Origin of the sequence: Tautonia sociabilis (genome assembly GCF_003977685.1) — a bacterium.
GTDB classification, from domain to species: domain Bacteria; phylum Planctomycetota; class Planctomycetia; order Isosphaerales; family Isosphaeraceae; genus Tautonia; species Tautonia sociabilis.
The window spans coordinates 87,550-102,279 of record NZ_RYZH01000003.1; the positions used below are offsets into that span (position 1 = coordinate 87,550).

At 69.3% G+C, this 14,730-nt stretch carries 12 protein-coding genes and 1 pseudogene; 5 read left to right on the forward strand and 8 right to left on the reverse strand.

Annotated elements, in window-relative coordinates; genetic code table 11:
- Positions 1-12: 12 nt before the first annotated feature.
- The 6 genes and pseudogenes from gap to TsocGM_RS28105 all read right to left on the reverse strand — a co-directional run.
- Complete coding sequence (gap, locus tag TsocGM_RS02465; RefSeq protein ID WP_126723738.1) at positions 13-1,020, reverse strand: type I glyceraldehyde-3-phosphate dehydrogenase; 1,008 nt, start codon at positions 1,018-1,020, stop codon at positions 13-15.
- Between the two features lie 172 nt (positions 1,021-1,192).
- Positions 1,193-2,986: a sigma-54-dependent transcriptional regulator gene (locus tag TsocGM_RS02470; protein WP_126723739.1), complete on the reverse strand. Its 1,794-nt coding sequence runs from the start codon at positions 2,984-2,986 to the stop codon at positions 1,193-1,195.
- A gap of 41 nt (positions 2,987-3,027) precedes the next feature.
- Positions 3,028-3,501 (reverse strand): hypothetical protein, encoded by a 474-nt coding sequence (locus TsocGM_RS02475; RefSeq protein ID WP_126723740.1) that lies wholly within the window; start codon positions 3,499-3,501, stop codon positions 3,028-3,030.
- 93 nt (positions 3,502-3,594) lie between these two features.
- Complete coding sequence (locus TsocGM_RS02480; RefSeq protein ID WP_158633338.1) at positions 3,595-3,975, reverse strand: DUF1559 family PulG-like putative transporter; 381 nt, start codon at positions 3,973-3,975, stop codon at positions 3,595-3,597.
- Complete coding sequence (locus tag TsocGM_RS02485; protein ID WP_233578195.1) at positions 3,887-4,252, reverse strand: hypothetical protein; 366 nt, start codon at positions 4,250-4,252, stop codon at positions 3,887-3,889. The genes TsocGM_RS02480 and TsocGM_RS02485 overlap by 89 nt, the downstream gene beginning before the upstream one ends.
- A gap of 207 nt (positions 4,253-4,459) precedes the next feature.
- Positions 4,460-4,633 (reverse strand): annotated as a pseudogene (locus TsocGM_RS28105) (DUF1559 family PulG-like putative transporter); the annotation flags it as partial.
- 285 nt (positions 4,634-4,918) lie between these two features.
- Between TsocGM_RS28105 and TsocGM_RS02495 the strand changes: the two are divergent.
- From TsocGM_RS02495 to TsocGM_RS02510, 4 genes are all read left to right on the forward strand, one after another.
- Positions 4,919-6,451, forward strand: a complete 1,533-nt coding sequence (locus tag TsocGM_RS02495) for a YifB family Mg chelatase-like AAA ATPase (RefSeq protein WP_126723742.1) — start codon at positions 4,919-4,921, stop codon at positions 6,449-6,451.
- A gap of 184 nt (positions 6,452-6,635) precedes the next feature.
- Entirely contained in the window at positions 6,636-7,547 is a 912-nt protein-coding gene (locus TsocGM_RS02500; protein WP_126723743.1) for a hypothetical protein, read from the forward strand.
- A 452-nt stretch (positions 7,548-7,999) separates the two neighbouring features.
- On the forward strand, positions 8,000-8,566 hold the full coding sequence (locus TsocGM_RS02505) for a thioredoxin family protein (RefSeq protein ID WP_233578196.1): 567 nt from the start codon (positions 8,000-8,002) through the stop codon (positions 8,564-8,566).
- Between the two features lie 205 nt (positions 8,567-8,771).
- Positions 8,772-10,049, forward strand: coding sequence for a coiled-coil domain-containing protein (locus TsocGM_RS02510; RefSeq protein WP_126723744.1), 1,278 nt, complete (start codon positions 8,772-8,774; stop codon positions 10,047-10,049).
- Between the two features lie 437 nt (positions 10,050-10,486).
- Here TsocGM_RS02510 and rtcA read toward each other — a convergent pair whose 3' ends face one another.
- Together rtcA and TsocGM_RS02520 are read right to left on the reverse strand one after the other, a co-directional pair.
- On the reverse strand, positions 10,487-11,596 hold the full coding sequence (gene rtcA, locus TsocGM_RS02515; RefSeq protein ID WP_126723745.1) for an RNA 3'-terminal phosphate cyclase: 1,110 nt from the start codon (positions 11,594-11,596) through the stop codon (positions 10,487-10,489).
- Positions 11,597-11,962: 366 nt separating this feature from the next.
- Entirely contained in the window at positions 11,963-12,898 is a 936-nt protein-coding gene (locus tag TsocGM_RS02520) for a hypothetical protein (protein WP_126723746.1), read from the reverse strand.
- 269 nt (positions 12,899-13,167) lie between these two features.
- Here TsocGM_RS02520 and TsocGM_RS02525 point away from each other — a divergent pair, with 269 nt between their 5' ends.
- Entirely contained in the window at positions 13,168-14,121 is a 954-nt protein-coding gene (locus tag TsocGM_RS02525) for a DUF1559 domain-containing protein (RefSeq protein ID WP_126723747.1), read from the forward strand.
- The last annotated feature ends 609 nt before the right edge of the window (positions 14,122-14,730 follow it).

A 14,730-nucleotide genomic window follows, 5' to 3' on the forward strand; every position in this document is an offset into this window, starting at 1 on the left:
CAGGCGTCCCGATCAGAGGGTCGCCAGCTTGGCGATCAGCTCGGCGGTCCGGCAGGAGTAGCCCCACTCGTTGTCGTACCAGGCGCAGGTCTTCAGGAGGTTGCCCTGCATGACCTGGGTCCAGGAGGGGACGAAGACGCAGGAGTGGGGGTCGTGGATGATGTCGCTGGAGACGATCGGGTCGGTGACGTAGGAGATGATCCCCTGGAAGGGGGCCTTCGAGGCGGCCTCCTTCAACGCGTTGTTCACCTCCTCGGCGGTCACGTTCCGGCTCATCACGGTCGTCAGGTCGACGATGGAGCCGGTCGGCACGGGGACGCGGAGAGAGATGCCGGTGAGCTTCCCGTTGAGCTCGGGGATGACCTCGCCCACGGCCTTGGCGGCGCCGGTCGTCGTGGGGATGGTGTTGATCGCCGCGGCGCGGGCCCGGTAGGGATCCTTGTGAATCTGGTCCGCCACCCGTTGATCGTTGGTGTAGGCGTGGACGGTGGTCATCAGCCCCTTCTCAATGCCGAAGGAGGAGTGCAGCACCTTCGCCAGCGGGGCCAGGCAGTTGGTCGTGCAGGAAGCGTTGGAGAGAATCTTGTGCTCGGGCTTGAGCTGGTCGTCGTTGACCCCGAGCACGACGGTCAGGTCGAGCTTGTCCTTGGCCGGGGCGCTGAGAACGACGCGATCGGCACCGGCGTCGATGTGCTTCTGCAGGCCGTCCCGGTTGGTGAAGAAGCCGGTCGACTCCAACGCGATCTGGCAGCCCAGGCGCTTCCAGGGCAGGTTGGCCGGGTCCTTCTCGGCGAGGACGGGGATCTCCTTGCCGTCGACCACGATGGCCTTCTCGGCGGCCTCGACCTGGCCCGGGTAGCGGCCGTGAACGCTGTCGTACTTCAGCAGGGTCGCCAGCTGCTTGGCGTCGGAGAGATCATTGATCGCGACGATCTCGAAGTCCTTGGGCCGCTCGGCCATGACGCGGAAGACCAGGCGGCCGATGCGACCGAAACCATTGATGCCAACACGAACGGCCATTGAGGGTTCCCCGGTGGTGTGGGAGTCTCGAAGGAGGGTGCCTCGCGAGGGGAGGAGATCGCAAGTCGGCGTGTTCGAAGCGACTTTCGTCTCAAATCGGCGCGTATTCTAAAGGCCCCGGTTTCGGGCTGTCAATCCGAGCCGAACGGCCGCGACTGGGGGGCCGGGAGGGTCATCGGGACTCGCGGTCGTTGATCCACTGGCGGAGCGTGTTGGCGGGGATTCCCAGTTCCTTCTCGGCCGGGGACGGGCCGCCCAGCCAACTGACGGCGAAGCACCGCCAGAGGTCCTCCCAGAGGGGCAAGGGCAGGGGGGGACGGCCGGCCTGGGCGTGTCGGCTGGCCTGGATGGCGTCCCAGGCGAGGGGGAAGATCTCGTCGAAGAGGGCGTCGGCGGCGAGGCGAGCCTCCTCGGGGGGGAGGTCGGCCCCCTTGGCGAGGATCTTGGCCGCGAGGGCTCGGAGCCGGCGCTGCCAGTCGTTGGGGGCCGAGGCGGGCGAGGGCGGCGGGGCGGCGATCTTGCGATCGACCGGAGAGGCCGGGGGGGAGAGGGCGGCGGTCCGGTCGATCGGGGAGACGAACGGGGCCAGATGCTCCCAGCAGAGCAGATCGGCCTCGCGATAGTGGCGATAGACGGCGCGCTCGATGAGGTTGCGCAGCTCTCGACTGTTGCTCTCGTCGAACGGAAGCCCCCGGAGCCGGGAGACGGCGTCATCGTCCAGGGCGATGTCGGCCCCCAGCTCGGCGGAGAGGGTGCGGGTGAGCCACCTGGCCTGCGCCTCGATGTCGTCGGGTCGATCCCGGAGCGGGGGCACCGTCACGAGCAGCCGCTCCACCCGGGCGAGGAAGGCCACGGGAAGCTCCCCAGACTGTCGGCGCTCGCGCCAGGGGCCGGTTTCGACCGTCAGCACCACGGCGCACTCGGCCCGGCGGCGGACCTCCTCCTCGCCGAGCCGGCCGTATTCCCCGTCTTCCAGGAACGAGTGCAGGATGGCCGAGCAGGGGGCGGGAAGGCGGTGGACGTCGTCGAGCAGCAGCACCCCCTTGCCTGCGGCGGTGACGAGGCCGGGGCGGTCCTCGCGGGCGTCGGTGAAGGCGCCGCGCTTGTGGCCAAACAGGATGCTGCGGAGCAGGGTTTCGTTGGTCAATTCGCTGCAAGAGGCGACGACCAGCGGCGCGGATCGCCGGTCGGAGGCGGCGTGGAAGACTTCGGCCAGGCCGCGCTTGCCGGTCCCGCTTTCGCCGTCGATCAGCAGGCAGGGGAGCGGGCGTCGGGAGCGGGCCGAGGGGGGGGCGTCTCCGGAGCCGATGAGCCGAGCGAGGTCGAAGAGCTGGGCGAGAACCTCGCCGAAGGCGTCAGACTGGTAAACCAGGCCGCGGTCGCCGATCGCCGCGGCGAAGGCCCTCGCCGAGTGATCGGCCAGGTGGCGCTCGATGGCCCGAACAACCTGCTCGGCCAGGTCGTCGGCACCCTTCGGGCCGCCGGCCCCCTTGCGGATGAACCGGTCGGCGGGGAAGTCGTCGGGCCGGGGATAGGCGGAGTAGAGCAGTCCCTGAACCTCAGGGTGGATGCGGGCCGCCTCGGCGACGAAGTACTGCCCGGCGCGCTGGCCGCCGGCGTCGTCGGAGAAGCGCTGGTCGGAAACGACGGCGGCGAACGGCTGCTGGTTCAGGAGCCGGCGGGCCAGGTCGAACGTCCCCCCTCGCTCCCGGACCAGATGCAGGTGAACCTCGAACGGAGGCCGGGCGGCATAGGACCTGACCCGATCGCTCTCGAAGCCGTGGGCCGAGACGCGGACCCGCACCGGCCCCCGGGCGTCGTCCCGGGAGGCTCCCCGGCGGAGGGCGGCGGCGACCTCCCGGCTCTGGGAGAGGCCGCGGCCCAGTTCCATGACGAACCCAGGGACGAGCGACTCGAGCACCCTTGGGTCGTCGTCCAGGATCATGACGTGGGGGATCCAGGGCATCGTCGGAGCCTCGACGGGGGAGGGGACGCCGTCCCACTCTATCAAACCGGCGGAGGCCCCGGCGACGGCTCCCCCGTCCCGTCCAGCTCGAAGGGGGGCAGCTCGTTTCGGCCCGCCTCGATAGTGACGGTCAGCCCCGAGGTGTCGGAATTCCGCGCCTTCTCGTAGACCGGATCGGGCCCCTCCTCCCAGGTGATCTGGAGGGAGATCCCCTCGTCGAAGTCGGCGGGGGGGAGGATGGCGACCTTGTACGGGCCGGCCGGGGCGCCGTCCCCCTCGCCGTAGTTGGAGAGGGTGAAGGTGCCTTCGTCCTTGACGGCAACGCTGGGGGGGGCGGCATCGTCGTCGTCCTCGAACCGCGGGTGAAGGACGACATCGGCGCCGACGGCCGGCTGGCCCCGGAGCAGGACCGAGCCGGTCGTCCGGTAGGTCGGCAACTGGCCTTCCGGGGGCCCGCACGAGGAGGGGAGCAGCATCGGGAGGACGACTCCGAGGGCGAGGAGGATGCGTTTCATCGTTTGGGAGGAGAATCGGGGATGCAGCGGGGGTCGGGCCTGATCGGCCGGCCCCCGCCCGGGGCGTTCGTCCCGGCCGGCGGGGGCCGGGCCTCAGTACTGGTCGGCGGAGATGACCTCGCCGCCATTGAATGAGTGGAGGCGGGCGAAGTCCCGCATGCTCATCGTCTCCTTGATGAAGTGGACCGAGCCGTCGGCGAACAGCTTGTGGGCGCCTCCAGGGTGGAAGCTGTAGTCCTCGTTGTCGTTATTGCAGTTGGTGTGGCAGCTTCGGTCGTCGGAGGTGCCGTGGGTGTAGTACTCCGACTCGTAGTCGGCCCAGCCGGCGCCCTCGGGCTTGCGGTCCGGGTCGGCGACCGCGACGTTCTTGCCGCGAACCCAGAGCTCAGGGCGGCCGGCGTCCTCGGAGATAAGGAAGGTGTGGGAGAGGCCGTCCCGGACCTCGGAGATCCGCCTCGGTTTGTTCAGGAACATGATCCCCTGGATGTCGCCGTAAGTGGGCGGCCCCCAGGTCCCCGGGGGGGGCGGCGAAACCAGCCTGCCAGACGCTCCGGGAGATGCCGTCGTTGACCGAGTAGTCGGAGACGGCGGCGTGCCAGCCATCGATCCGCTGGTTGGTCAGCAGGTTGGTGTGGTGGCCGTCCGTCTGGATCGTCTCCGAGCGGGCCGAGGAGGGGCAGAGGAAGGCGTGGATCACGGTGGTGATCGCGGTGTGATTGCCGTGGTTGATCCCCTGGCCGGCCTGACCCACCGAGCTCAGACCGAGGTTGAAGGCGTTGAACGTCTGCTGCCGCTCCAGGAGCGGGAGGATGAACGGCGTCTAGGAGTGGACGAGCCCGTTCGAGACGGAACCCTGCTGCATCCAGGAGGCCCCGAACCCCAGCGGGAGCTCGTAGAGCTGCGCCGGGTGCAAGGCCGCCCGGGTCGGCTCGTCGAGGAAATTCGTGGGAATGGCGATCGACGGCGGGAAATACCCGTTGACGTCGTGGAACCCGTGCAGCGCGAGGCCGATCTGCTTCAGGTTGTTCTGACACTGGGCGCGGCGGGCCGCCTCTCGGGCGATCTGATCGGACGGCAGGGGCAGGGCGATGAGGACCCCGATGATGGCGATCACCACGAGCAATTCGATCAGGGTGAAGGCCTCACGGCGGCCTCAAGATCGAGATGATGGCAAGATCATCAATGGTTGTGCCCTCGCATTGGCATGGTCAATGGAGGGCTGTGGGGATGGAGTGCCCCATGACCGTACCGGAAACCGATGAATCGGCGACGCAGAAACCGAGAAACCCAGAGAAACCCGCGCCGATCGCGCCGAGGAGGGGAAGGGCTCTTGAATTGGCCGATCCGGGTGCTACCATCCGGGCATCGATCGACGGCCGGCGGCGAGGGGGCCGGGCCGTCCCGGCGGGGGGCCGCCATGCTCGCCAAGCTCGATTCGTACACGCTGATCGGGATCGATGCGGAGCCGGTCGAGGTTGAGGTCGATGTTTCGGCCTCGCCGGTGCCGAAGACTGTTCTCGTCGGTCTGGCGGAAGCGGCGGTGCGGGAGAGCACGCACCGGGTCGAGCGGGCGCTGGTGAACTCGGGATACCGGCGGCCGTCTGATCGGGTCGTGATCAACCTGGCTCCCGCCGACCTGAAAAAAGACGCCGGCGGCTTCGACCTACCGATCGCGCTGGGCCTGCTGCTGGGCAGCGGTCAGGTGGCGCTGGAGCGCCCGGGCGCCTTCGCGGTGGTGGGAGAGCTGGCGCTGACGGGAGAAACCCGACCGATCAAGGGGGCCCTGGCGATGGCCCTCCGTGCCCGGGCCGAGGGGAAGCAAGGGCTGCTGGTCCCCTCCGCCAACGCGGCCGAGGCGGCCGTGGTTGACGGGCTGGACGTCTACCCGATCGGCAGTCTGGCCGAGGCCGTCGGCTTCCTCTCCGGCGCGCTCGATGCCGAGCCGACGGCCGTCGATGTGGACGAGGTCTTCCGCCGCCTCGCCCATTACGAAGAAGACTTCTCCGACGTGAAGGGGCAGGACGCCGCCAAGCGGGCGCTGCTGATCGCCGCCGCCGGGGCTCACAACCTGCTCATGATCGGGCCGCCGGGGACGGGCAAGACGCTGCTCGCCCGCCGCTTGCCGACGATCATGCCGCCGCTCACCCCGGCCGAAAGCCTGGAGACGACCCGCATTTACAGCGCGATGGGTCTGCTCGGCCGCCAGCCGCTGCTGGGGGTCCGTCCGTTCCGATCGCCGCATCACTCGGTCAGTGACGCCGGCCTGGTGGGCGGCGGGAGCACCCCCCAGCCGGGGGAGATCAGCCTGTCGCACAAGGGGGTCCTGTTCCTGGACGAGTTGCCGGAGTTCAACCGCAAGACGCTGGAGGTGCTGCGCCAGCCGCTCGAGGAAGGGCGGGTGACGATCAGCCGGGCCCTGCGGAGCGTGACCTTCCCGGCCGACTTCGTCCTGGTGGCGGCCATGAACCCGTGCCCCTGCGGCTATCGGGGGGACCCGAGGAAGGCCTGCAGTTGCTCGCCGCCTCAGGTGGAGCGGTATCTGGGGAAGATCAGCGGCCCGCTGCTGGACCGGATCGACCTGCACATCCACGTCCCCGCGGTGCCGTTCGCCCAGTTGGCCGAGGCGCCCCCCGGCCCGACCTCGGCCGAGTTCCTGGAGCAGGTGCTCGCGGCCCGAGCCCGCCAGGCCGAGCGCTTCGGCGGCGGTCCGCCGGGGGTCAACGGCCGGATGACCCCGAGGCAGGTCCGGCAGCACTGCGCCTTGAAGCCGGAGTCGTCCGCCTTGCTCAAGGGGGCGATGGAGGAGCTCGGCCTCTCGGCCCGGGCCCACGACAAGGTCCTCCGCGTGGCCCGGACCCTGGCCGACCTGGAGGGGACCGCCACCATCGAGCCGCAGCACGTGGCCGAGGCGGTCGGCTACCGGTCGTTGGACCGGAGCGTCTGGGCCTGACCGGCGGACGTCTTCGGCGGCCGTCGCCATCAGGCATCACGACGGGACGGACCTTCAATGGCGGGGCGTTCCCCCGTGGGGTTACAATCAAGACCGATCGGGAGTCCGGAGCGACGCCCCCGTCCGGGCCGAGTTCACCTCTCAGTCCAATCATCGTGGGCGCGAAGGGCGCGAGCGGAGCGAGATGCCTCAGATCCTGCTACACATCGGGATGCACAAGACGGGGACCACCTCCCTCCAGACCTTTCTCGCCTCGAACCGGGCCCACCTCGCCGAGCTCGGGATCCTCTACCCCGGCACGGTCGGCCAGCATTGCGACCTCCCCCAATCGGTTCGGGCGTTGCACGGCCAGCCCCGCAAGGACCCCGCCTGCTGGGACGAGATCCTCCAGGAAATCTCCCGGAGCGGGGCGAGGCTCGCCGTCATCAGCTCCGAGGACTTCAGCCTCCTGGGACCCGAGGACGTCCCTCGCGTCCGGGAGCTCCTTGGGGACGAGCCCGTCGACGTGGTCGTCTACCTCCGGAACCCGTTCGACTTCATCGCCTCGCAGTACAAACACCGCATCCGGCACCAGCGATATCCGGGGACCTTTCGAGAGCTGGTCGAGCGGGAATCGTTCCTCTGCAACTACTTGAGGATTGTCCAGACCTGGGCGGCGGTCTTCGGTCGGGATCGTGTCCAGATCCGACTCTTCGACAAGGTGAAAGGGAACCCAAGACTCTATCACGATTTCATGGATCTGATTGGCCTCTCTCCTGAGTGCTTCCACGGCGCTTTCCCCGCTTCGACCAATGTTGCCCCCCCCATCGAGACGATGTCCCGCATCCACGCGCTGAATCGACTCGAACGTTCGAGGCTCTGGCGGTTGGTACCGGGTCGCTATCGGGGCCGGATCCGGCAATCCTTGACGGAAGGGGCCTCGGTTGGCCTCCTCGTCGCCGATCTGGCTCGCTCCTGCTTCGGCGGCGAGGGCAGCCCGGGCGAGGAGGACCGCCACTGGTTCGCCGGCCACGTCTCAGGGTGGAACGAGCCGCTCGTGCCGGACTGGGTGGGCGAAGACGACTACCGTTCCTACCTGGCTGTCAAGCCGAGCTAGGCCCGGCTGGCGGTCGACCCGGGGCGAGCGGCCGCGATGGTGGCGCCCCTGGAAGCGAACCGGATCGCCCCGGGGCCGGATCTGGTTGAGCTGGCCGCCTGGTCGCTGGTTGCCTCGGCCGTCCTGAACCTGGACGAGGCGATGACCCGGGATTGAGCGGGCTCCTCCCGCCGGCCGACGACGCCCATCGAGCGGAACCCGAGGCGACGCGATGCTCCCGATCGACCAGGATCGACGACTCCTGATCCATCCGCCTTCTCTTGTTCCAGCGGGCCGGCCACCTCGCGGCGCGGCCGCCCAACCCCGCGGCACCGATCCCCCGAGGGCTGGCGGACCAGCCCCTTGAGCCCGGCACCTCTCCGCCTACCATTCGGTGAAGCCGGCTCCGATCGGGGTGGGAAACGACACATCCGTCCGCTCGACCGCGACGAGGCCTTGGGAGCGACTTTTTGATGATCGATTGGGAACGTGCCTTCGACGGGGCCCTCTCCTACGACGACTTCCTCGACCGGTACGGCTCGGAAGCCGAACGAGCCAAGTGGCGGAGGGTCCACGATCGGGTGGCGCTGACTGGCCCGCAACGAGAGCTCATCGGCGGCTTCGTCCGGCGGATGCCCGTCCTCTGTCTGGCCGGCACTTGGTGTGGCGACTGCGTCACTCAAGGCCCGATCCTCGACCACATCGCCCGGGCCAACCCCCGGTCCATCGGCCTCCGCTTCCTCGACCGCGACGCCCTGCCCGAGCTGAGCGACGCCCTTCGTATCAACGGGGGCCGCCGCGTGCCCACCGTCGTCTTCCTCAGCGAGGATTTCTTCGAGGTCTGCCGATTCGGCGACCGCACCCTCTCCCGATACCGAGCCCTCGCGGCCTCCCAGCTCGGCCTCACGTGCCCGACCGGGTTGGTCCCGCCCGCCGAAGCGGAGCTCGCGACCGCCACCGCCGAGTGGGTCGAACAGTTCGAAAGGGCCCAGCTCATCCTCCGCCTTTCCGGCCGCCTCCGCGAAAAGCACGGCGACTGACGGATCCCCTTCCCCCGTCTTTTCCCCCCCTCGTTGTGGCATCCGCACCGTCCGGAGGACCGCCCATCTCAGGCTCGATCGGCCGCTCTCCTGCGTTTTGACACGATGGATGGGGCGAGTTAGCCTGATTTGATCGTGGATCGCGGCGCGGGGACGGGCCGAGGGGAGGGGGCAGGGATCGGCTCGTTGACTCGGGGCCAAACGCATGTCGACGACGACCCATGTTCAGATGACTTGCCCGGGGTGCGAACGCCTGCTCCGGATCCGGCGGGAGTACGCGGGCCGCCGGGTTCAGTGCAAGTATTGCGAGGCGACGATCGACCTTCCCGGTGAGCCGTCGCCTTCACCTTCGCGGTCCACGAGCCCGACGATGGCCGAAGGGGCGTCGATGTACGAGATCCCGCTCCCGGATCGCTTCCCCGGACTGGGAGCGGCCGAGGGCGGCCAGTCCGGGGTCCTATCGGACGAAACGGTCTCGCTCCGGGAGGAGCTGAAGGAGGCGAAGGCACGACTGGCCGAGGCCGAGGCGGAGCGGGGTCGGCGACGCGAGGAGGCGGATCGCTTGGCCCGGGAGCGTGAGGAGGCCGACCGGCAGGCGGCGAGGAGCCTTCGCGAGCGGGAGGAGGAGCGGGACCGGGCGGTCGCCGAGCGGGACCGAGCGGTCGCCGAGCGGGACCGGGTCGCCCGGGAGCTCGAAGCGATCCGAGCGGGGGCAGCCGACGACCGTCAGCGGCTGGAGGCCGAACGCGATGCGCTCCGGGCCGATTGGGAGGCCGATCGCGGCCGGTGGGCCGCCGAACGCGACGCCCTCCAAGCCGATCGGGAGCGGGCCGAGTCCGAGCATGCGGCGGCGATCGAGGCCCTGCGCGCCGAGTCGGATCGGGAGCGGAGGGTGTCTCGCTCGAAAATCGACGCGATCGGCGCCGAACTGGACGCCGCCCGGCGGGACCGGGACGAGGCGGTCTCCGCCGGGGCGGAACTCTCGCGTCGACTCGACCACCTCGAGACCTTTGCCGCGGCGCTGGAGCGCAACCGGGCCGAGGCCGAGGCCCACTACCAACGCGAGGTCGACCGCCTGGCCGGAGAGTTGGAGGCCTCGCTCCGCAGGGGGGAAGCCGAGGCGGCTCGGGCAACCGAACTGGGCCGGGAACTCGATCGGATAAGCTCCGAGCGAGACGCGATCGCTGCCGAGCTGGCCGCGACGCGAGCGGATCTGGAGCGGGTGAGCACGCAGGCCAAGGCCACCGAGGAGTCGTTGCGGGCCGAGCTGGCCGGCGCCAGGAAGGAAGTCGCCGACGAACGGGGGCGTTCCGACGCCCTGCTCGGCGAGATCAAGACGCTGGCCTCGGCCCGGGATGCGACAACGAAGGATCTTGACGAAGCCGGCTCGAAGATCGCCGACCTGGAACGTCGGCTGGAAGAGGCTCATCGGGCCGGCTACCAGATGCGGGCGCTGCTCCGTCGCCTGGGACTGCCCTTCTAACGGGACCTTGCTTCTCCAGACGGATCGTCTGATGATCGAGGAGGATGCTCGGTGGGTCAGCCATCCTGGGCCGTGGATCAAGGAAACCGGGCCGCGTCTCCGAGGGGGGGCGGATGGTGTCGTGATGCTTGTCACCTCGGAAGCTCGGCGGCATCCCACCCGTCCTGGGGCGTCCGCGGAACAGGTCGATCTCGCCGATCAAGCCGATCGCGCCGGATCGCCGATTGATAGGCCAGCGATCGGCGAATTCTGCCTGGGCTTCGGACCCTCAGAAGCCCAGGGGATTTCTGGAGATGGGAGAGCTGGCAGACCCAACGGATGAGTACTCCGGCAACCTCGATGCGGTTGCTCAACCGTTCTCGGCCTCTGCCGGCCCGTTCACGTTCTCTTTACCTGATTGGAGAGCGAGCGTGCTTCGGGCGGAGCGCTGGCCGGGCTCAGCCGATGATGACTCGGGTCGGGCCGGGGTCCTCCTCCTCGATGCGGATGGGGACGTCGAGGAATCGGGAGATCGTTCGGGCGTTGGTGCGGAGGTGCTCGGTGGCCTTGGAGGCGGTGAAGATGCTCCGCCCTTCGGCCAGGGCGAGGGGGAGCAGGATCTGATCGGCGGCGTGGGGGTCCACGGCGCCGGCGCCGGGGGAGTGGAGGAACTCGAGCAACTCGGCGACGGCCTCCTCCGCCACCCGCTCGGCGGGCTTGCCTCGCTCTCCCAGGCCGACGAACGTGGCGGGAGCGGCCGGGCCGTCGTGCTCGGCGACCAGCGCCAGGGCGGCACCCGGGAAGAGGCCGGGCCAGTCGGCCAGGGTGATTGTTGGCTCGACCCCGAGGCCGGCCCGGTCGAGCAGCTCGAGGGCGCGATCGCGCAGACGGTCGGCCACCCGGCGATGGCCGAGTCTGCAAGAACCAGCCACGCCGGAGATGCGGACCAGCGTTCCTCGGCGGTCGGCCACGAACGGCCGGGGACGGCCAGGCTCGATCCAGGCCTCCAGGCGGCCGCCCCCCCTCGGGTAGAACCCGCTCGACGGCATCGCCAGCGCCACGTCCAGACCCAGGCGGCTGAGGTGCTTCCGCCAGGTGAACTCCAGGTACGGATACGACGGCGCCTTCTCGTTGAAGGTGCCGCCGTCAAGGCAGAGGCGAACCGGGCGGTCGGCGGCCAGGGCGATCGGAAGGGCCAGCGTGTGCAGCACCAGGCTCGTGGCGCCGGCGGTGCCGATGTCGATCGCCTGGTCCTCGGGCCGGAAGGGAAGGGGACAGAAGGTCAAGGCCGTGGAGCCGACCGCCGCCCCCTCGACCTCGGCCCCGGAGAGCCTCGAGGCGGCCCGGACGGCGGCGAGGTGCTGGGGCCTCAGGCCGGGCCGGTCCCGGTTGGCCCGGATCCGGACGATCCGGAATGGCCTTCCGGTGAGCATCGACAGGCTCAGCGCCGTCCGGAGGATCTGCCCTCCTCCCTCGCCCTCCGAGCCATCAAGCTCGACGAATTGAGAGGAGACCGATCCGATCGCGAACCGAGTCGAGTCGGCCCGAGGGGGCGGGGCGTCGTCCATCGGGAAGCTCCTCGGGCTCGAGGTCGATCCGGGAGGAGAGCCGGGGACCTTCCGGTGCGGGCCGATCCCCCTCCCGTGCGCGCCATGCAGCCGCCAACGACGAGGGTGAAACACCAGGTCGTCCGGTCCGGATGGTGTCGGGCTGGAGGTCCATTCCATGGAGGAGGTTTCCGGGAATCGGGTTCGCAAGAGGAGTGCCGGTCGGCCAGCCGGCCAGTGATCGGGAGACTGGGGACCGAAGACGATGCAGGGGACGAGGGCCGGTGCCCGTCCGAGGCGAGGGACGCGATGCTCCGCCAGACCGGGAGTCGTTCCCGACCAGATGCGGCGAGATCCCCGCTCGGAACAACCGGGCCCCGGCTCCGGTCAGGGGCGATCGACGCCCAGCTCGCTGGGCTCGACCTCGCGCAGGGAGTTCGGCGGAGCGATCGGCCCGACCCAGGGGATCTCGGTGGCTCCGGTGGGGGAGGCCCACAGGAAGACGACGCTCTGGAGCTGGCGGTCGCTCTTGGGCTCGTTCTTGGTGAAGAGGAAGTGGCCGAGGCTCCCGGGACGGTCGGGCCAGCAGCCAATCATCAGGATCTGCCCCGGGGAGAGCGAGATCGAGGCGGCGAGGTCCCGGAAGCTCTCTTCCTGTTGGCCCTCCCGCATGACGAACTGCTCGGGCTCGAACGGGCCGACGTTCTCCGCCGGGGCGAAGCGGATCTGCTCGGCTCCGTGGTGGATCTCCGGGACGATCCGCAGCGAAACCGAGCCGCCGGATCGGGAGGCCGAGACTCGGATCGCGGGCCTCGGGTTCTCATAATCTCGGCCCACGGCGCCACCGCCAAGGCTCAGGAAGAGGGTCTTGCGCTCGACTGGCTCGTCGGGGCCGAGCTGGATCGGCGTCGCGTGCCCCTCGGGGACCGCGATGTAGATCGGGTCGATCCGCTCCCCCTGGGGGGCGTCGGGGCTGAGGATCTCCTCGACTTCCGGAGGCAGCGTGCCGTCGACGACCGCGACGCGCAGGCCGTTGGCCTCCAGTCGGAGCCGGCGATCGGGGTCGATCACGTGCTCATCGGCCACCGACCAGGCCAGGTCCCGCAGCGCTGGCTCATCGATCGGCCGGGTGGCGATCATCACCTTGAGCGCGATCCGGGGGGGCGCCAGCAGCTCGGCCAACTGCTCCTTGTCCATGCCCGTGCCGATCGAGGAGAGGGCGGCGTCGGGCTCGGCACCCGGCTTGACCAGCGAGCAACCGACGGCCAGAACCGCGGCGATCGACACACAGGCCAGGGCCCTCGAAAGGCGATGCATGGGCATCGGCGGCGTCCTTTCCGCTCGTCGTCGCGGGGGGAACCGGGGACCGGCGGAATCTAGGCGACTGGCCCGGGCCTGTCAATCGCGACCACCGGACTCGGTTCACTCCTCGGTTCGAAACGCGATTGGAAAATCCGTGCTGGTCAGGTAAAGTGGAGTGGCTTCCTTGTGCGCATGGCTGATGGCTCCCTCGTGATCCCCCGCCACCCCTCTCCTCTGCAACCCGGCACCCTCAACGGACCAACGACGCGACAGCCCCTGGAGTGGGATTCATGAGGCGCCGAGGCTTCACGCTGATCGAATTGCTCGTGGTGATCGCCATCATCGGGGTGCTGATCGCCCTGCTGCTGCCGGCCGTGCAGAGCGCCCGGGAGGCCGCCCGGCGCACGGGGTGTGTCAACAACCTGAAGCAGCTCGGCCTGGCGATGCACAATTACCACGACCTGCACCAGACCCTTCCTCCGGGCCGCGTCCGAAGCCGGGTCGAGGGCCTGGGCCTGGTCTACTCGGCGTTCGCCCAGGTCTTGCCCCAGCTGGATCAGGGGCCGCTCTTCGACTCGATCAACTTCAACCTGAACGCCGATCGGGGGATTGGGCTGCTGGAGAATGACACCGCCCGGCGCACCCGGGTGGCCACCTTCCTCTGCCCGAGCGACACCACGTCCGACTTCGATGAAGAGGCCCAGGCCCCCATCAATTACCAGATGAATGCCGGTACCCGCCATTCCGTGCGGGACAACTCCGGCCTGCTCTTCGAGAACTCCCGCGTCCGGTTCGCCGATATCCGAGACGGCACCTCGCAGACCGCGCTGCTCAGCGAACTGTCCCGGGGCCAGGGCTTCCGCACCAACTGGGTGATCGAGTTGACCGACGTCCCGCTGGTCAGCTACGAGCAGACGTGCGCCCCGCTGCATCCCGGCGTGCCCCGGGCTCGGGGGAACCGCTGGATCTACGGGGCGCCGAACCACACGATGTACTCGCACCATCGCGTGCCCAACGACCTTTTGCCCGACTGCCGCACCGGAAGCCCGTTCGGAGACCGCACCAACGCCATCTGGGACCTCCTGGCCCTGGACGGCGCCGCCCGCAGCTTCCACCCCGGAGGCGTCCACGTCCTTTTTGCCGACGGCTCGGTCCGCTTTATCAAGGACTCGATCTCGGTCCAGATCTGGCGCCCTCTCGGGACTCGGAACGGCGGGGAGATCGTTTCGGCCGACTCGTACTGACCGCCCTCCCACGACTCGCCGCTCGGCCACCCCGCGATCCTCATGCTGCGGGATCCGGACGCTCGACCTGGCTCGTTCGGAATCGGGCGAGTGCAGGTCCCCGGGTCCGGTTCCCCTGGCCGATCTGGGGGTTGCGTGCTCGCCGAGTGATCCGACGGGCCGATCGGCCCGATGAGTTCGCCTCGAGATTGTGAAGATTCGGGAAAGAATTCTTGTGAAAACCGAGAGGATCTGCGTCTATAGGGGGAACGAGGCCCTCCCTCGACCTCCTCGATCGAGGGCGGCTCGGCTCCGCCGGCCCCCCCGAGATTGATCTCGAAGGCGGTCCTCGAGAGGCCACCCGGAGCATCCGAACCGTCCCCGATCTGGCCCGACTTCCCAACCGGCCAGGGACGACAACCACGGTCTTCGGTTCGCCCGGAGTGTGACATCCAGGCAAGAGGTGTCTCGGTTTCCGAAGCGGCCGGATGGCCCTCCCGATCGCCTGACCCGGCCTGGGTGCCAGGCCGTCTCATCTCGGGCAGAGGCGATCGGAGCCCTGGGTCGCCGCTGGCCCCGGGGCCGGTGTGCCCCCGGCGCAACGCTTGAGGAGAGGCTGTTGCGCCTGCG